Here is an 18,912-nt window from a genome sequence, read left to right as displayed (position 1 = left end):
TGTACTCACGTGGTTTCCTTTCAGCCACGACTTGACTGCAAGGAGCACTGACAATGACGACAGACATCCTCTGGTTTTCCGAACTTGGCCTTAAGGACTTGGATCGGGTGGGCGGCAAGAATGCCTCCCTTGGCGAGATGGTCGGCAGCCTGACCAGCGCCGGGGTGAAGGTGCCGGACGGTTTTGCCACGACGGCGGACGCCTACAGGCGGTTCCTGCGTGAAACCGGCGTGGAAGCGAAGATTGCCGCAATTCTGGTGGATTTGGACACCGACGACGTCCGTGCACTGGCGGAGGCCGGCGCCGCCATCCGCAAGGCCATTGTGGAGACGCCTTTCCCAGTGGATCTGGAAGCCCAGCTGCGTGCCGCCTACGACCAGCTGGTCGCAAAACACGGCGGGGCCGCCGAACTTTCCTGGGCGGTCCGCTCCAGTGCCACGGCCGAAGACCTGCCGGACGCGTCCTTTGCCGGGCAGCAGGAAACCTTCCTCAACATCCGCGGCATCGAGAACATCCTGGCGGCGGTCAAGGACGTTTTTGCCTCGCTCTACAACGACCGTGCCATCGCCTACCGCGTGCACCACAAGTTCGAGCACCTGGATGTCGCCCTGTCGGCAGGCATCCAGCGGATGGTCCGTTCGGACGTCGGAGCGGCGGGCGTCATGTTCACCATGGACACCGAGTCCGGCTTCCAGGGAGCCGTCTTCATCACGTCCTCCTACGGGCTGGGCGAGGCCGTGGTCCAGGGCGCCGTGAACCCGGACGAATTTTATGTGTACAAGAAGGGGCTCCAGGCCGGGCGCCCGGCCATCCTCAAGCGCGGCCTGGGCGACAAGGCGTTGACCATGGTCTACACGGACAGTGAGGAAGTGGGACACACCATCGAGCTGGTCCCCACCGGGCCCGAGCTGCGGAGCCGCTTCAGCATCACCGACGACGACGTCGAGCAGCTGGCCCGCCACGCCGTGGCCATCGAGGAGCACTACGGGCGCCCGATGGACATCGAGTGGGGCAAGGACGGCCTGGACGGCGAGCTTTACATTCTGCAGGCGAGGCCCGAAACGGTGGAGTCCCGCAGGTCCGCGGGCAAGCTCTCGCGGTACCGTCTGGAGGGGACCGGGCAAGTGCTCTCCGAGGGCCGTGCAATAGGCCAGCGGATCGGTGCCGGGCCCGTGCGCGTCCTGGCCTCGATCGGGCAGATGGCGGAATTCCAGACCGGAGACGTCCTGGTGGCGGACATGACGGACCCTGACTGGGAACCCATCATGAAGCGCGCCTCCGCGATTGTCACCAACCGCGGCGGAAGGACCTGCCACGCCGCGATCATTGCCCGGGAACTGGGGATCCCGGCCGTGGTGGGCACCGGCGACGCCAGCGTGGCACTGGCCGAGGGAACCAATGTGACGGTTTCCTGTGCCGAGGGCGAGACGGGCTTCATCTACGGGGGGCTGCTGGCGTTCCGGGTGGAGGAGACCGAGCTGGACAGCCTGCCTGAGCCGCCGGTGAAGGTCATGATGAACGTCGGGACCCCCGAACAGGCATTCACGTTTGCCCAGGTGCCCAACCACGGCGTGGGGCTGGCCAGGCTTGAGTTCATCATCAACCGGCAGATCGGCATCCACCCCAAGGCGTTGCTGAACCTGGCGGACCAGCCCGACGACGTCGCCGGGGTCATCCACGAGCGCATCGCCGCCTACGGCAGCCCCCTGGACTACTACGTCAAGCGCCTGGCGGAGGGCGTCGCCACGATTGCCGCGGCCTTTGCGCCGGAACCGGTGATTGTACGGATGTCCGACTTCAAGTCCAACGAGTACGCGAACCTCATTGGCGGGGCGGCGTACGAACCGCACGAGGAAAATCCGATGATCGGCTTCAGGGGCGCCTCACGCTACCTCGAGCCGTCATTTCGGGACTGCTTTGACCTGGAGTGCCAGGCCCTGGCGTATGTGCGCAACGAGATGGGCCTGACCAACGTCAAGCTGATGATTCCCTTCGTCCGCACCCTGGAGGAGGGCCGCGGCGTCATGGAGCTGCTGGCCGAAAACGGCCTGCGCCGGGGCGAAAACGGCCTCGAAGTGGTGATGATGTGCGAGGTGCCCTCAAACGCGCTGCTGGCGGACGAGTTCTTGGACATCTTTGACGGCTTCTCCATTGGATCCAACGACCTGACCCAGCTGACCTTGGGGTTGGACCGGGACTCCGCCATTGTTGCGGCCAGCTTTGACGAGCGCAATGCGGCCGTCAAGAAACTGCTCAGCATGGCCATCCGGGCCTGCAAGTCCAGGGGCAAGTACGTGGGCATCTGCGGCCAGGGGCCCAGCGACCACCTTGACCTGGCCGAATGGCTCGTGGCCGAGGGAATTGATTCCATCTCCCTCAATCCGGACACCGTGGTGGACACCTGGCTCGAGCTCACCGCCGCTGCCCGCGTAGTCTAGGCGTAGTGCCCGTGGGAGTTGGCGAACCGCCCGGAGGCCGCCGCTTCAATTTTGTTGCTACGATCCGAATGACTCTTCACAGGCGAAAGGGATGCTCTCATGGCCGGCAAGCTGCCCCAGGAAAACATCGACGAACAACAGCTCACCGTGGGCAAGATGAAGCGGAAGGCCGTTGGCGTCCCCGGGATCCTGCATTCCATGGAGGTGTCCCTCAACCAGATGGGCCCGCTGCGCACCGCCCAAACCCTGCTGCGCGTCAACCAGAAGGACGGCTTCGACTGTCCCGGCTGCGCCTGGCCCGAGGCCGAAAGGCGCCACACCGCGGAGTTTTGTGAAAACGGGGCCAAGGCGGTGGCCGAGGAGGCCACCAAACGGCGGGTGCCGCCGTCGTTCTTTGCCCAACACTCCGTCACCGAACTCCGCGGCTGGGACGACTTCCGGCTGGGCCAGCAGGGACGCCTGACGGACCCGATGTTCCTGGCCGAGGGCAGCGACCACTACGTGCCCGTCTCCTGGGAGCGGGCCCTGGGGCTCCTGGCGGCGGAGCTGCGCGGGCTGGCGGACCCGGACCAGGCCATTTTCTACACCTCGGGGCGCACGTCCAACGAGGCCGCGTTCCTGTACCAGCTCATGGTGCGCGGGCTGGGCACGAACAACCTGCCGGACTGCTCCAACATGTGCCATGAATCGTCCGGGTCGGCGCTGACCGAGACCATCGGCATCGGCAAGGGCTCGGTGTCCCTGGAGGACATGTACAAGGCCGAGCTGATCATCATCGCCGGGCAGAACCCGGGCACCAACCACCCGCGCATGCTCTCGGCCCTGGAGAAGGCAAAAAAGAACCGCGCCGTGATTGTGGCCGTCAACCCGCTGCCGGAAGCCGGGCTCATGAACTTTGAAAACCCGCAGACCGTCCGCGGGCTGGTGGGCGGCGGCACCGCCCTGGCGGACGACTTCCTGCAGATCCGCCTCGGCGGGGACCAGGCCCTGTTCCAGGGCCTGGGCAAGGTGCTGCTTGAGGAACAGCGCAGCCCGGGCTCCCCGCGCGAGGGACGCGTGTTGGACACCGCGTTCATCGAGGCCCACACGACCGGCCTCGGCGGCTACCTGGCGCAACTGGAGGCAGCCGAATGGGCCGACATTGTCACCGCCACTGGCCTCACCGAGGCCCAGATCCGGGCCACGGGCGCCCGGCTGATCGCCTCCAATGCCACCGTGGTGTGCTGGGCCATGGGACTGACCCAGCACAAGCACTCCGTCGCCACGTTGCGCGACGTGGTCAACGTGCTGCTGCTCCAGGGCAACATCGGCAAGCCCGGCGCCGGCGTGTGCCCGGTCCGCGGCCATTCCAACGTCCAGGGCGACAGGACCATGGGCATCTTCGAGCGCATGCCGTCCGAGTTCCACGACGCCCTCGACGCCGAATTCTCCTTTGCCTCCCCGCGGCCCCATGGTTACGACACCGTGGCTGCCATCGAGGCCATGCGCGACGGCCTGGCACGCGTGTTCGTCGGCATGGGCGGCAACTTTGTGCGCGCCACCCCGGACTCCGACGTCACCGAGGCCGCCCTGGCCAACATGTCCCTGACCGTGCAGATCTCCACGAAGCTGAACAAGTCCCACCTGCACACCGGCCGCCAGGCGCTGATCCTGCCCACCCTGGGCCGCACCGAGCGCGACCGCCAGGCCGGCGGCGAGCAGCGCGTCACCGTCGAGGACTCCATGAGCGCCGTCCACGCCTCGCGGGGGCGCCTGGCGCCGGCGTCGGAGAACCTGCTCTCCGAGGTCGCGATCGTCGCCCGGCTTGCCGAACTGCTCTTTTCCACGGACGACGGCGGCACCCGGCCGGGCGCGCCGGTGGCGGACTGGGCGGGGCTGGCGGCGGACTACTCGAAGATCCGGGCCCACATTGCCAACGTGGTCCCCGGGTTCGAGGACTTCGAGGCCAAGATCGACCGCCCCGGCGGCTTCGTGCTGCCCCACGGGCCCCGGGACTCGCGCTCATTCACCACGGACTCGGGGCTGGCCCATTTCACGGCCAACCCGCTGGAATACCCCAAGGTGCCCGCCGGACGGCTGCTCCTGCAGACCCTGCGCTCCCACGACCAGTACAACACCACCATCTATGGCAAGGATGACAGGTACCGCGGCATCAAGAACGGGCGCCGGGTGGTGTTCGTCAACCAGGCCGACCTGGACGCGCTGGGCATTGCCGACGGCACCGTGGTGGACCTGGTCTCCGAGTGGAAGGACGGCGTGGACCGCCGCGCCCCCGGCTTCCGTGTGGTGGCCTACTCAACCCCCGTGGGCTGCGCCGCAGCCTACTACCCCGAGACCAACGTCCTGGTGCCGCTCGATTCCAAGGCGGACATCAGCGGCACGCCGACGTCCAAGTCCGTCGTCATCCGGCTGGAGCCCCCAGCGGTTTGACCCCCGCTGGTCGAGCCTGTCGAGACCCGGATTTCGACAGGCTCAATCACCGGCGACAGGCTCAATCACCGGCGGCAGGCTCAATCACCGGGGGCCGGGCTGCGGTACCGGTTTTCGGGCCGCCCGGCCCCGCCGTACCGCGGCGTCAGGGTGGCCCGTCCGACGTCGACCAGGTGCTCCAGATAGCGCCGGGCACCGACGCGGGACATGCCCACGCGCTCGGCCAGCTCGGCGGCGGAAAGGTCGGTGCCCGCGGCCTGCAGGGCGAGGTGGACGCGTTGGAGTGTCACGTCGGAAAGTCCCTTGGGCGGCGGTGAGTACCGCCCGCCCGTGCTGGCAATGATCTCATCGACGCCGCGCTGGTCGAGCAGCCTGCCGCCCAATGTCCTGCGCATCGTCTCGAACTGCCGGGCCACCTCGTCGAGCCGCTCAAACAGGGCGGACGCCATGAAGGGCTTGACCAGGTAGTGGCGCACGCCCCGGGCCCGTGCCTCCCGCACGCTGTCCAGATCGCGCGCAGCAGTGACCGCGATGACCTCCAGGCTGCTCCCCCGGCCCCGGCCGATCCGGTCCAGGACCTCCAGTCCGGAAAAGTCGGGCAGGTAAAAGTCAAGAAGTACGACGTCGGGCCTTAGCTTTTCGATGAGGCCCACCGCGTCCGTGCCCGAGTGGGCCTCGCCCACGACCTTGAAGCCCGCGTGCGAGGCCACGAATTCCCGGTTGATGAGCGCCACGGCAAGGTCATCCTCGACAATGACCACCCGCAGTTGCGCGCTCACGGGGTGCCCCCGGCGGATGCCCCCGCAGGTTCGGCCGGGGCAATGTCCGCGCTGGGGAACGGCAGCGTGACGGTGATCCTGGCCCCGTGCCCGGGATGCCCGGAGGCCGGCAGCCCGCTGCCAATCTCCACCGTGCCGCCGTGCCGCGTGGCAATCCGCTTCACGAGCGTCAGCCCTATGCCGCGGCCCGTGGACACCGGTCCCGGCCGGGCGGCCTTGGACGAGTAGCCGGGGGTGAAGACCCGTTCCCGCAGGGCGGGCGCGATGCCCCCGCCGGAATCGGACACCGAGATGACGAGCGTTCCGGCACAGTTGGGAGCCTGCCGCTCCCTGACTGAGACGGAAATCCGGCCGCCGGAGCCCGTGGCTTCCGCGGCGTTGTCGAGGAGGTTGCCGATGATCGTGACGAGGTCGGCGCGCAGGATTTCCGCCGACGCCCGCGAAGCCAGCACCGGCAGCGTGGAATCGGGGTCGATGGTCGTGGCGATGCCGAGTTCCTCCGCGCGCGCCTGCTTCATCAGCAGCAGGGCCGCCACTTCAAGTTCCTGGATGCCTGTCCGCCCCGTGACGCCGGCCAGTGTGCCGCCGCTGCGTTCGTTGGAAATGAAGGAGACGGCCTGCTCCACGCGCCCCAGTTCAAGCAGCCCGGAGATGACGTGGAGCTTGTTGGCGAAGCCGTGCGCCTGGGCGCGGAGACCGTCCGCCACACCCTGCACGCCGTCGAGGTCGCGCAGCAGCGTGTGCAGTTCCGTGTTGTCCCGCAGGATCAGGATGGACCCAACGTCGCGGCCGCCGATCTTGGCCTTGTCGCGGCGCGCCAGCAGCACCCGCTCCCCGGACAGGACCAGGGATTGTTCGTCGCCGCCGGAATCCAGGAGGCGCACCAGCTCCACGTCGAGGGAATCCCGGGCCAGGGTCCCCACCAGCGTGGGCCCGCCTTCGAGGGAGAGCAGCCCCACGGCGGCGTCGTTCACCAGGACGATGCGGCCGCCGTCGTCAACGGCCACCACGCCTTCGCGGACGCCGTGCAGGATGGCTTCGCGTTCCTCCAGCAGCCCCGCGATCTGTTCAGGCTCCAGGCCGAAGATGCGCCTGCGGATCACCACTGTCACCCACGCCGCGCCGACCACCCCGAAGATCGCGGCAATCCCGATCGTGACGAACAGCCAGGTCGCGTTGGAAAGGTACTCGCTGCGCAGGTCTGATTCCAGGACGCCCACCGAAACCGCGCCGATCACGGCATGGGCGGCATTGAAGATGGGCGCCTTGACGCGCCAGGACGTGCCCAGGGTCCCCGTCTGGGTGCCGACGTACATGTCACCCGAGAGCACTTCGGACGGATCGGTCGAGACGTGCTTGCCGATCTGGGCCGGATCGGGGTGCGAATAGCGGATGCCGTCCGCGTTCATGACCACCGCATAGGCGATCCCGGAGGACTGGCTGATCAGTTCGGTGATCGGCTGGATCACCTGGCTTGGATCCTTCGCCCCAAAGGCCTCGATGATCACCGGGTTCGTCGCGACGGACTGTGCGACCCCGATCATGCGGTCCCGATAGTTGGACCGGAGCTGGTGTTCCTGCGTGAAGATCGCCACGGCGCCGGTGCCCACCACGGTGATGAGCACAATGACAACCTGAAGCATCAGGAGCTGGGCCCGCAGTGTCATCCGTCGTCGCATCCCCCCATTTTGCCAGAGCGGCCGGGTCCTAGGGGCGTGCGGGGACATCGTCCGGCCCCTCGCCACTTTGGGCCTGCCCGACGGCGGCCCCGGACCAGGCGCCCCCGGCCAGCATGACTCCGGTCGCCACGAAGACGCCCGCCGCGCCGGCGGCGGCCGCCAGCGTCCCCAGCAGGGACGGCAGGACCGTCTGGCCCAGCCGGTTGCTGGCCAGGCGCAGCGACATGGCCAGCCCGCGCGTGCCAGGGGTTGCCAGCTCCGCAATCCAGGACATGGTGATGGGCTGGCACGTGCCGATGGCGAATCCGTAGACTGCCGAAAGCGCCAGCAGGACTGCCAGGGGCAGGGGAAGGGCGAACAGCAGGAGGGCGGCGGCCGAGACCAGAATGGTCCACACCATGAGCCTGCGGCGGCCCAGCAGCTTGACCATGCGGCCGAGGAACAGCCGCGAGAACATCGACAGCAGCGACCTGGCCACCAGCATGGCACTGACGGCCGCGGCGGCGATGCCGCGTCCGTGCCCCAGCGCCGGCAGGTAGGCCAGGAACAGGTCCACCGAGGCCAGGACAATGCTGCCGGCCACGAGGGCGCGAATGAGGCCGGGGGTGCGCAGGAGGGTTGCCGCGGCGGGAAGCATGCGGGCCCGCTCCCCCGCCGCGGCGGACCGCTCCGAACTCCGGACCAGGAAGGAAATCCCGAGCAACACGACGCCCAACGCACCGCACACCACGAAGATGAGGGCCACCGGAGGCGTCTGGACCGTGTCGCCCGGAAGCGCCAGGAGCAGGGGGCCGATGGTTTGTCCCAGCGCCGAGGCAAAGGTGAAGTACCCGAACTTGGAGTCGAACTGCCCCCGGCTGGTGGTGTTGGCCACGATGGCCTGCTCACCGATCACCGAGAGCAGGTGGCCCACGCCCAGGAACATCGTGGCGAGCAGCAGCACACCCACCGAACCGCCGCCGAAGATCGCCAGCAGTGCCGCCACGACCAGGGCCCCCGCGCCCGCGAGCAGGGATGCCCGTTCACCGGTGCGGTCAATGACATGGCCGGCCGGCAGGGCCAGGATGAGAGCCGGCACGGCAAAGGCGGCCACCACCACGCCGAGCAGGGCCTGCGACCCGCCCACGTCCAGGACGGCATAGGACAGGGTGGGCCGCATGGCAAAGGTGATGGCCTGCAGGACCACCGCGTGTGCCAGCAGGAACAGGACCGCCCGCGGACGCCCCTGCACTGCCATCAATTCCCCACCCTCCCCGGCCGCCTGCTCAGGAGGCGACCGTCATGAGTTCGGCGGCTTCCGCCGACGGGACGTCCGCCCCCGCATACAGGAGCGCGTCCCCGGCGTCGAACACGAGGCGCACATCGCCGTCGAGGTTCCCGGCGGGCGAAATGACCTGGACCACGTTGGTGCCCAGCTTGAGCCCGTACTCGTAGCGGGAGCCCACGTAGGAGCGGGTGAGCACCGTGGTGTCGAGCACGTTCTCCCCCGCGACGTCCGCCGTCGCCGGTGTAATGGCGAGGCGTTCGGGCCGCACGGCAACGGTGACGGCGTCGCCCCGGTCAAGGGCCAGGCTGCTGGCGACCTTCACGACCAGGCCGGTGTTGTCCAGGCGGACGTGCGCAATCCCGCCGCGCGTCTCCTCGAGCAGCCCGGTGAAGAAGTTGCAGCTGCCCACGAAGGCGGCCACGGCGGCGGTGGCCGGCTTCTCGTAAATTTCGGCCGGCGTCCCGATCTGGGTCATGTTCCCCTCAAACATCACGGCGATGCGGTCGCTCAGGGACAAGGCCTCGTCCTGGTCGTGGGTGACGTAGACGGTGGTGATGCCGAGCTCCACCTGCAGGCGCTTGAGCCACGCCCGGGACTGCTCGCGCAGCTTGGCGTCCAGGTTGGACAGCGGTTCGTCCAGCAGGAGGACCGACGGCGAGTACACCAGGGCGCGGGCCAGCGCCACGCGCTGCTGCTGGCCGCCGGAAAGCTGGTGCGGGTAGCGGTCCTTCAGGTGGGCCAGGCCCACCGTGTCCAGGGCCTCGTGGATGCGGACGGCCTTTTCCTCCTTGGACGCCTTGCGGATGGCCAGGGGCATCACCAGGTTCGCCTCCACGGTCATGTGCGGCCAGAGCGCGTAGGACTGGAACACCATGCCAAGGTTGCGTTCCTCGGTGGGGACGTACAGCTTCTTCTTCGTGTCGACAAAGGGCGCGCCGTCCACCGTAATGGCGCCGGAGGTGGGCGTTTCCAACCCGGCGATGCAGTTGAGGGTGGTGGACTTTCCGCAGCCGCTGGGGCCCAGGAGGGTGAAGAATTCCCCTTCCTTGATGGTGAAGTTGATGTCGTTCAGCACTGTGACGTCGCCGAACCTCTTATGCAGTCCTGAGACGTGTACTTCAGGCATCGGTGTGTCCCTTCATGAACATGTTCGCCACGGCGACAAACACGGCGGTTATGGCAATTTGGATGGTGGCCAGCGCGGCGACGGAGCCGGTGTTGCCCTGCACCCAAAGGTCGAGCATGGTGGTTCCAATGACCCCGGTGTTGGCCGAGGAGAGGAACAGCGCGGCGGAATATTCCTTCATCATGGTCACGAACACCAGGATGATGGCGCCCACAAAGGCCGGGCGCAGGAGCGTGCGCAGGATCCGGAAGAACGTGGCGAACCAGTCCGCGCCCGAGGTGCGCGCCGCGTCATCGAGCTCCCGGCCGATCTGCATGATGGCCGGGGCGATGGAGCCGAACGCCGTGGGCAGCGCGCGCAGGCCGAAGGCGATGATTACGGCCATCAGGGTCCCCTGGATCCAGCCGCCCCCGGGGGTGAGGGCAAACGCCCAGAAGAAGCCGATGCCGACAATGATCCCCGGCATGGCCTGCGGCGCCAGGGCCAGGTATTCAACGCTGCGGGCAAACTTGAACGGCGAGCGCCGCGCCACGAGGACGGCGAGGAGGGCCAGGACACTGACCAGGACGGCGCCGGCGACGGCCACCACCACGCTGTTGGTGATGGACTGGACGTAGACGGGGAAAGTGAAGACGCGCTCGTAGTTGGAAAGCGTGAGCGTCCTGAAGGGGTTCTGCAGGGGTGTGAAGATCATGGTGAAGGACCTGAACACCAGGCCGAGGATGGGCAGCAGCGCACCGAAGATGATGTAGATGACGATCGCCACCACGGCGACCCAGCGGATCCAGCCCAGGTCCAGCGGGCGGGGGCGGGTGGCCTTGCCGCGGACGGAAATGAAGCGCTGCGCGTTCTTGAGGACCTTGGCCTGGATGGCCACGGTGGCGATGGTGACGGCCAGGATGATGGTGGACGCCGCGCCAAGAATGCCGTAGTCGGGCTGGATGGACTGCAGGCCGTTCGTGTAGAGGAAGGTGGAGAACACCTCGATGCGCACGGGGGTGCCGTACAGCAGGGGCACGCTGAGTGTCTCAAGCGACATGCTGAACACCAGGATGGAGCTGTAGACAATGGGCGGGCGGAGCATGGGCACCACCACTTTGAAAAGGATGCGCACGGGGCCTGCGCCGCAAACGCGGGCCGCGCTCTCCAGCGAGGCGTCGGCCTGGCGCAGGGCGTTGGCGCAGAAGACGTAGGCGATGGGCGCGAGCCCCACGGCCTCGGTGACGGCCATGCCGCCCAGCGAGTAGAGGTTCCAGGGGACGAACCCGAGGACCTGGCGGAGCTGGACGCTGATGAAGCCGGCCGGCCCGTAGAGGGTGATCCAGCCGAAGCCGAGGATCAGCGTGGAGATGAAGAACGGCCACTGCATCGACAGGCCCAGGGCCCGCCCAAAGGGCAGCTTGGTGCGGACCACAAGCACGGCCATGGGGATGGCGATCACGAGGGTGAGCACGGTGGTGCCGATGGCAAAGATGGCCGTGTTGAGGACCACCTGCCCGAAGCCGGCGTCCGTGAAGAGCTTGACGTAGTTGCTGGCGGTCAGGATCCCGCCGGCCTCGTACAGGGGGCGGTCGCGGAAGGACTGGTAAAAGATGGGGACGATCGGGGCGACGACGAAGATCGCCAGAAGGATGAAGACGCCGTATTGGACGATCCTCCCCCTCCCGGCACCGAAGACCCTGGGGTACTTCGGTGCCGGCAGGGCGGACCGGCCCGCCGGCGGTTTGACTGCACGTTCCGTGCGGGTGGTGGTCATTGCTGGGCCTGCCTGGTCACTGTTGGAAGGGAACTGATGCTATTTGCCGAGCTTGGCGTTCCACTTGGAGACGAAGGCGGTGACGTCCGCTTCCGGGACCACCTTGTAGGGGACGCGGATGATCCCGTCCTTGCCCGCCAGCTTTTCCACTTCCTGGTAGGTGTGACGGCCCTCGGTGAGCTCCACGTTGTCCCGGTAGGAGCTCAGCCCGCCCTCGGCGACGGCGTTTTGGCCGGCCTCGGAAAGGACAAAGTCGAGGAACAGCTTGGCCGTCGCGGGGTGTGGGGCCTTGGGGGTGATGCCGATGCCGCGGCCCAGGACCACGGTGCCGTCCTTGGGCAGGACAAATTTCAGCAGCCCGCCGCTGGCCTTCTCCGCGGGGTAGCCCACCGCGGAGCTGATGAAGAACCCCGCCTCGTACTCACCGGAAAGGATCTTTTCCTTCTGGGTGCCGGAGGAGGTTTCCGGGCGCGCCGAAGGCAGGATCGCGTCGAGGCCCGTCCAGGCATCGGGGTTGCCCTGCGCGAAGGCCTGCGAAACGCTAAAGCCCCAGGCGCCCTTGACGTCGCGGGTGGTGATCTTGTCCTTGAAGCTTCCGGGGTTGGCGGAGACAGCCTTGGCCAGGTCCGCGATGCTGGTGGGCGCGTCCTTCATGAGGGCCGAGTTGTAGGCGATGCCCACGGGGTCCAGGGACATGGCCCACACGTTGGGCATCAGCTGGGCAAACTCCGGCAGCTGCTTCGTTTCCGGGGAATCATAGGCCATGAGGGTGTCCGGCTTGGAGGCGTAGCTTGACCAGGCCTGCACGGCGTTGGAGACCAGCATGTCCGCCGGGGCCTTGCCGGTGGCGGACTCGCTGAGCTGGCGCTGGAAAACCTCGTCGCTGTCCAGGTTGTCCGCGGAGACCTTGGTCCAGGGGTACTTGGCCTTGAAGTCCCGGAGGATCGGCGCCCAGTTTTCCTGGTCGGTGTTCGAGTAGATGGTGAGGGCCCCGCCCTCGGCCTTTGACGCATCAATGAGCTTGGAATAGTCGGACGGATAGTAGCTGGGCGTGCCGGACCCGCCGGCACCCGCGGCCGCCTTGTCGCCGCCCGTGCTGCCGCAGCCGGTCAGGGCCGCAGCCAGGGTGGCCGCGCCGAGGGCGCCCAGGCCCACAAAGCTCCGGCGGCTGAGGGAACCTGGCTGTGAAGTCGAATTGCCAAACATTGTTCACTCCTTTGTGATGTCGAACACGAATTGTTCTGCTGTTCATGTTCCGGGCGGCCACAAGGCACATCAATCTTTTGGTCGTATTGGTACAACGCAGCGCGGTTCTGGTCGTATTGGTCCCATGCGCAGGATGACGAGACGGTCATTTGAGGTCGATATATCAGGGTCAAATGTCCGTATCGTCATCCTGTGTCGGCGTAGCGCGCCCTGCCCGCCTCACGTTCGGCGCGTCAGAGCTGTTAGCTGCCCGCTGCGCCCTGGAGGAACATCTGGACAATCGACGGGCGGGGCGCACGCACCTGGCCCGGGGCCGGCGTCGTACCGGCGGGGACGTAGTCGGAGAAGAACGAGTGCTGGACCGTGTATGTCCCCTCCTCGCCCGGGTGCTGGACGGCCACAAAGGCCATGGATTCGTCGTCGTGGATGACGGGCCCGCAGGTTTCGGCGTTGCGCGGCATGGAGGCAAACTGCTGGACGTTGCCGCGGTTGCGCCCCTCCGGGCCCACCCTGAACAGGCCATCGTTGTAGCCGATCGTCGACGGCGCCCCGTCCGTTGAGATCCAGAGGTTGCCCCGCGTGTCGAACGCCAGGTTGCCCGGGCATGAGATGGGGCTCAACTCGCCGGTCGGGAAGCCGCTGAAATACGTCTCCGTGTTCGTGGCAGGGTCGCCGCAAAGCATCAGCAGGTTCCAGTCGAACGCGGTGGCGTCGCCGCGGCGCTCGGTGAGCTCCACAATGTGGCCGTCCCGGTTTTCCGTCCGCGGGTTCACTTCGTCGGCGGCTGCCTGGCCGGGCAGTCCGCGCTTGGTGTTGTTCGTGCAGGCGACGTACACCTTGCCGGTTTGCAGGTTCGGCTGCACGTCCTCGCAGCGGTCCATCTTGGTGGCCCCGGTCTGGTCCGCGGCCAGCCGCGTGTGGACCAGGACATCCTGGACGCCCATTCCCGCGACGGCGCTCCTGCCGTTGACCACCAGCTGGAGCCAGCTGCCTTTGCCATCGAACTTGCCGTCGGCGGGCACCGTGCCGGTTCCGTCAATTCCACCGGCTGAGTTGCCGGCGAACTGTGCCACGTAGAGGTCCCCCTCGGTCAGCAGCGTCATATTGTGCGCCTTGTTGTTCTTCTTGTATTTGTTCTTGGAGACGAACTTGTACAGGTAGTCGAAGCGCTCGTCGTCGCCCGAGTAGGCCACCACCTTGCCGTTGTCGGCGATGATGACGTTGGCGCCCTCGTGCTTGAAGCGGCCAAGGCTTGTGTGCTTGCGCGGCACCGAATGGGGGTCTTCCGGGTCGAGCTCCACGATGTAGCCAAAGCGGTTCGGCTCGTTGCGGTAGTCCTCGCCCCGGGCGTCAAAGCGGGGATCGTCCAGCTCCCAGCCCATGCCCGTGGCCTTGTTTTCCAGTCCGTAGCGGCGGTCCTCGGCGGAAGTGCCGCCGGCGCGGAAGAAGCCATTGAAGTTTTCCTCGCCGGAGAGGATGGTGCCCCAGGGCGTGGATCCGCCGGAGCAGTCGACGAGGGTGCCGCGCACAAAGCGGCCCGTGGGGTCGGCGGCTGTTTTCACGAAGTCGGAGCCGGCGAGCGGGCCCGTCAGCTCAAATTTGGTGTCCGCCGTGATGCGCCGGTTGAGCCTGCCTCCGCGGACGTAGTCCCACGGCCGGCCCTTGTGCCCGCGCGCCAGTTCCACCACGGTCATGCCGACGGCGTTGCGGAAGATCGCGCGGCGCTGCGCCTCCTCGGCGGCGGATGCAGGGGCCGAGGGGAACATGATCTGCGGGTTGACGTATTCGTGGTTGCAGACCAGCAGGCCCTTCTTGCCGTTGGGCTGGCGCAGGACCTCCGTGTAGTCGTTGTTGTAGCCGGACTGGCCTGCCCGCGCTTGGGGAGTTTGCCGCGCGAAGTCGAACTCGGGTGCCTCATCAAACACAACACCCTCACACATTCGAAGAGCCTTCAGTCTTTACCTTTCGTCACGGCGCCAGAATCGCCCCGCGATCGTCGGCGGCATTCCGCACGGGGATGTCCCACACTAACGGCCACGAAAGTGCCCATTGATGGTCAGCAAACCACAGGCGCTGCAACCACTCCTAGAATTCAAGCGCTGGGGCTTCTTGGCGCCAAACATAGAGTTGATTCTCGCAATGCCGGTGACCGTGGCGGGGGAATCACCAACATCCAGCCGAGCCGACCGCTCGGCCGGCCCATGGACGTCCCGGCGACCACCGCATGGTCCACGGCAGCCGCGCTGCGGGGAAGTTCTCAGTCTCCTCGTTCGACGGCCCGCAGCATGGCCCGGCGCTCTTCGCCGTAGAAAGCGTCACCTCATCGGCGGACCACTCGACCGCACACCGGCTCCTGGGCGCCCCAGGGTGTTCTCCCCGGAGGATCTGGCCGATCCCTCGCCCGACCTGAACGCCTATTCCAGGGAAGTGCCGCTGCCCGCATGAGGCGGGGCGGCGCCGTCGTACGTGCTTGTGTTCTGAGCTATGTCTGCGCGGCCGTGGCAGCCCAGCTTCTCGACCGCGTAGTCGAGCAGCGCCGCGGCCCGCCGCGTGAGTGTCATGTCCTCGGGCCAGATCCCCACGACGTGGGATCGGGTTACAGGCGGGTCGAAGGAGCGGATGGCGACTGGCCGCCCCTCGACGCTCATGGGGGGTATGTTGGGCCGGGACATGAGCAGGCCGTACCCCACGCCGCGGCCCACGAGAGCCTCGACGAGGATGATTTGGGTGACCCGGGCCGCGACCCTGGGCTCGAGCCCGCGCGCGGCGAACGCCTCGACTATGTTGATGGTGCTCGGGCTCACGTCGTAGAGGATGAGTGGCTCGCCGGCGAGATCGGCGAGATCCACAGTGCTGCCCGCCGCGAGCGGGTGGTCCGGATGCAGGTGGGCTTCGAGCTCGGTCGTGTAGATCTCACGGCGACGGTAGCCGGCAGGCAGGAACCTTTCGTACGTGATGGCCACGTCGAGGCGTCCTGACTGGAGCGCGGCGAGCAGGTCCTCGTTGGTGCCCACCGTGACTTCGAGGTCCACCGCGGGATGCCTCCGCGGGAAGCCTTCGAGGAGCTCGGGCACCACGCTCGTGGCGAAGCTGGCGTAGCAGCCGAACTTCACGGTGCCCCGCAGCTTCTCTCCCCGGCGGTCGCCCAGGACGAGCTCCCGTGTATCCGCGAGGATCAGTCGGGCCTGCATCGCGAAGTGCTGGCCCGCGGGAGTCAGGGTGAGGCCCCTTGCCTTGCGGCGCACGCACAGCTGCTCCCCTACGGTCTTCTCGAGCCCCGTGATGGCCTGGGACAACGCCGACTCTGAGATGTGAAGATGGGCTGCAGCTGCACTGGACGTGGAGAAATCTGGCAGGGCTGCGAACAGCTCGAGTTGTCTCAGGCTCACATCGGCCATGCCACCTCAGCTTGGATAGGGCTTCTTAAGTACAACAGAACTTTATCTGCAAATCTCTGAGATTTACATGTAGATGTGAGGCGGTTCACCATAGAGGAACCGCATCGCCCGCACTCTTCCCAAGGACAGCAATGACATCCTCCACTGCCGTTAGCAATCCCGCCACCCAGCGCCGGGTCGCGTTCGCGACCATTATCGGCACCACGATCGAGTGGTACGACTTCTTCATCTACGCGATGGGCGCAGGCCTCGTGTTCGCCCATCTCTTCTTCAAGCCTGCCGGCGAGGAAATCGGGCTCCTGCTCTCCCTCGCCACGGTCGGCGTCTCCTTCCTCTTCCGGCCGCTCGGCGCGTTCCTCGCGGGGCACTTCGGTGATGTTATCGGTCGGCGCACGATACTGGTCATCACGCTCATCCTCATGGGTGTGGCGACGACACTCATCGGGATCCTGCCCACGTTCGCCCAGATCGGCATCGCAGCGCCGATCCTCCTGCTCCTCCTCCGCATCCTCCAAGGCGTCTCCGCCGGCGGTGAGTGGGGCGGAGCGGTCTTGATGGTCGTCGAGCACGCCCCCGCGGACCGCCGCGGTCGCGCCGGCGCCATGCCGCAGATCGGTGTCCCGCTCGGCTTTCTCCTCGCCTCGGGCGTGATGGCCCTCATGACCGGCATCGTCTCCCCCGGCAAGGCCTTCCTCGAGTGGGGCTGGCGCGTGCCGTTCCTGCTGAGCATCGTGCTCATCGTCGTCGGCTACCTGGTCCGCCGTTCCGTCGAGGAGAGCCCCGTGTTCACCGAGATCGCCGAGCGCGGCCAGAAGACCAAGGCCCCGGTCCTGGTCCTCTTCAAGCGTCACTGGCACCTCGTGATCCTCGCCGCGCTCGTGTTCGTGGGCAATAACACCGTGGGCTACATGACCACCGGCGGCTTCCTCCACAGCTACTCCACCGGCAAGCTCAAGATGGACACCACCGCGGTGCTCGTCGCGTCCACGGTCGCCGCGGCGGTGTGGTTCGTCGCGACGCTCATCGCCGGCCGCCTCGCCGACTCGATCGGACGGCGGAACACCTTCCTCATCGGCTTCGCAGTACAGGCCCTGATGGCCTTCCCGCTGTTCTGGCTCGTCAACACTGCCACGCTCCCCGGGCTCTACGCGGCGCTGATCCTGCTCTCGGTCGGCCTGGGCCTCACGTACGGCCCCCTGGCTGCGTGGTACGCCGAGATCTTCCCGGTCTCTGTTCGCTTCTCGGGCGTGGCCATCACCTACGCCATTGGGTCGATCCTCGGCGGGGCATTCGCGCCCACCATCGCACAGGCCCTGCTGGAGGCCACCGGCACCACGTACGCAGTCTCGTGGTACCTCCTCGTAGCCACCCTCGTCGGGGCCGCGGCGACGCTGTGCCTGCGCGACCGCCCCGGCATCCCCCTCGGCCCGGACCACGAGGCCGAGCAGGCGAGCGGCGCCACGATGTTCGCCCCGAACGTTTCCCACAGGGAGGTCGCGGGGAAGCAGTAGTGACCCCGCTGCCCTTCCACCGTGCCGTCCAGGGAAGCATTCACCACATCGCCACGGCCTGTTATGGCAGGCAACTTCAAGTGTTACGAATTCTAGTCGAGGAGAACCAATGGTTAATCAGACCACCAGAGTTGCGATCATTGGCGGGGGGATGGGCGGACTCACTGCTGCGATCGCGCTGACGAGGATCGCCGGTGTTCAAGTCACCGTGTTCGAGCAAGCAAGAAAGCTGGGCGACGTGGGCGCAGGCGTCGCCGTCGCCCCGAATGGCCAGCGCGTTCTCGATAAACTCGGCGTGCTTGAACAGGTCAAACGCGCAGGCGCGACCCCGGACGGACACGGCGTCTACCTGGATTCCCTGGGCAACCTGGTAGCCGAAGCGGCTTGGGAAGATTCAGCAAAACAGTATCAAAGTGTAGGCATGTACCGGCCCGACCTGGTCAACGTTTTGGCCGACGAAGTCCCGGCCGACACGATCCGGCTTGGCCATCGTCTGACGTCGATTCAGCCGCTGGACACAGGCGTCCGCGTCGAATTCGAGAACGGCGTCCACGATGAGTTCGATGCAGTGGTGGGTGCCGACGGCGTCCACTCGGTCGTGCGAAATTCCCTGATGCAACTCCCTGAACCCGTATACTCCGGATTCATCGCATTTCGCGGAGTCATTGACGCGAGCATCCTTCCCGACGACTGGCCCATGATCAGCCAGGTATGGATGGGCGAGGGCAAGCACTTCATGTGCTACCCGCTGCAGCAGCGGAAGTTGTTCAACTATGTCGGGTTCGTACCCAGCGACAGGCCCCTCAAGGAATCCTGGTCGGCCCCGGGGGACGTGAGCGAGCTCGCCGCCGAGTTTGCCGGTGAGAACTGGGACCCAAGGCTTCGCCACTTCATTCAGCTCATCGACAAGACCTTCTGGTGGGGCCTCTACGACCACGAGCCCCTCACCAATTGGTCGCTTGGGCGCGTCACGTTGCTCGGCGACGCAGCACACACCATGCTGCCGCACGCGGGCCAGGGAGTGAACCAGGCAATAGAGGACAGCATTACCCTTGCATTCTTCCTCAAGGAGGCCGAAGGCGCCGAGGGGATTGCCGAAGCATTCAAGCGCTATACCGCAATTCGAATGCAACGCACGGCGATCTTGCAGAACAGCTCTCGTAGAAGCGGCTCACAGTTCGACGAGCAGAATGAATTTGCGGACATCAAGAAGCGCAACGCCGACCTGCGTGCAGGACGCGATTTTCGTCGAAGTGTGCTCTTCGACTTCGACGCGGTGAAGGCCGCCGAAAAGGCACTCAAACGATTCAGGAGGATCTAGT

12 protein-coding genes are annotated in these 18,912 nt (G+C 66.6%); 4 read left to right on the top strand and 8 right to left on the bottom strand.

What is annotated here, in order from left to right; translation table 11 throughout:
* The first annotated feature begins 53 nt into the window (after positions 1 to 53).
* Positions 54 to 2,438: a phosphoenolpyruvate synthase gene (gene ppsA / locus G6034_RS11340; protein WP_176635223.1), complete on the top strand. Its 2,385-nt coding sequence runs from the start codon at positions 54 to 56 to the stop codon at positions 2,436 to 2,438.
* Positions 2,439 to 2,537: 99 nt separating this feature from the next.
* The gene (locus G6034_RS11335) at positions 2,538 to 4,868 is read left to right on the top strand and encodes an FdhF/YdeP family oxidoreductase (RefSeq protein WP_176635222.1); all 2,331 of its coding nucleotides are present in this window, start codon (positions 2,538 to 2,540) and stop codon (positions 4,866 to 4,868) included.
* Positions 4,869 to 4,948: 80 nt separating this feature from the next.
* Here the strand turns inward: G6034_RS11335 and G6034_RS11330 are convergent, their stop codons facing one another.
* From G6034_RS11330 to G6034_RS11295, 8 genes are all read right to left on the bottom strand, one after another.
* A complete protein-coding gene (locus G6034_RS11330; protein WP_176635221.1) occupies positions 4,949 to 5,647 on the bottom strand; it encodes a response regulator in 699 nt (232 codons plus the stop codon).
* Positions 5,644 to 7,314: an ATP-binding protein gene (locus G6034_RS11325; protein ID WP_218063833.1), complete on the bottom strand. Its 1,671-nt coding sequence runs from the start codon at positions 7,312 to 7,314 to the stop codon at positions 5,644 to 5,646. The genes G6034_RS11330 and G6034_RS11325 overlap by 4 nt, the downstream gene beginning before the upstream one ends.
* A gap of 40 nt (positions 7,315 to 7,354) precedes the next feature.
* Positions 7,355 to 8,563: an MFS transporter gene (locus G6034_RS11320; protein WP_246295705.1), complete on the bottom strand. Its 1,209-nt coding sequence runs from the start codon at positions 8,561 to 8,563 to the stop codon at positions 7,355 to 7,357.
* Between the two features lie 28 nt (positions 8,564 to 8,591).
* Positions 8,592 to 9,719, bottom strand: coding sequence for an ABC transporter ATP-binding protein (locus G6034_RS11315; protein WP_176635218.1), 1,128 nt, complete (start codon positions 9,717 to 9,719; stop codon positions 8,592 to 8,594).
* Positions 9,712 to 11,475 carry an ABC transporter permease gene (locus tag G6034_RS11310; RefSeq protein ID WP_176635217.1) on the bottom strand — a complete coding sequence of 588 codons (1,764 nt, stop codon included), beginning with the start codon at positions 11,473 to 11,475 and terminating at the stop codon, positions 9,712 to 9,714. The genes G6034_RS11315 and G6034_RS11310 overlap by 8 nt, the downstream gene beginning before the upstream one ends.
* A gap of 39 nt (positions 11,476 to 11,514) precedes the next feature.
* Entirely contained in the window at positions 11,515 to 12,681 is a 1,167-nt protein-coding gene (locus G6034_RS11305) for an ABC transporter substrate-binding protein (protein ID WP_176635216.1), read from the bottom strand.
* Positions 12,682 to 12,923: 242 nt separating this feature from the next.
* Positions 12,924 to 14,621, bottom strand: coding sequence for a PhoX family protein (locus G6034_RS11300; RefSeq protein WP_176635215.1), 1,698 nt, complete (start codon positions 14,619 to 14,621; stop codon positions 12,924 to 12,926).
* Between the two features lie 474 nt (positions 14,622 to 15,095).
* Positions 15,096 to 16,079 (bottom strand): LysR substrate-binding domain-containing protein, encoded by a 984-nt coding sequence (locus G6034_RS11295; protein ID WP_176635214.1) that lies wholly within the window; start codon positions 16,077 to 16,079, stop codon positions 15,096 to 15,098.
* Between the two features lie 131 nt (positions 16,080 to 16,210).
* On the opposite strand from G6034_RS11295, the gene G6034_RS11290 reads away from it, so the two are divergent.
* Entirely contained in the window at positions 16,211 to 17,590 is a 1,380-nt protein-coding gene (locus G6034_RS11290; RefSeq protein WP_176635213.1) for an MFS transporter, read from the top strand.
* A gap of 109 nt (positions 17,591 to 17,699) precedes the next feature.
* On the top strand, positions 17,700 to 18,911 hold the full coding sequence (locus G6034_RS11285; protein WP_176635212.1) for an FAD-dependent monooxygenase: 1,212 nt from the start codon (positions 17,700 to 17,702) through the stop codon (positions 18,909 to 18,911).
* Position 18,912 lies beyond the last annotated feature (1 nt).

This window comes from Arthrobacter wenxiniae, from assembly GCF_013376105.1.
Lineage (GTDB): Bacteria > Actinomycetota > Actinomycetes > Actinomycetales > Micrococcaceae > Specibacter > Specibacter wenxiniae.
Note: the sequence above shows the minus strand (reverse complement) of the source record. Positions and strands in the feature narration are given on the sequence as shown.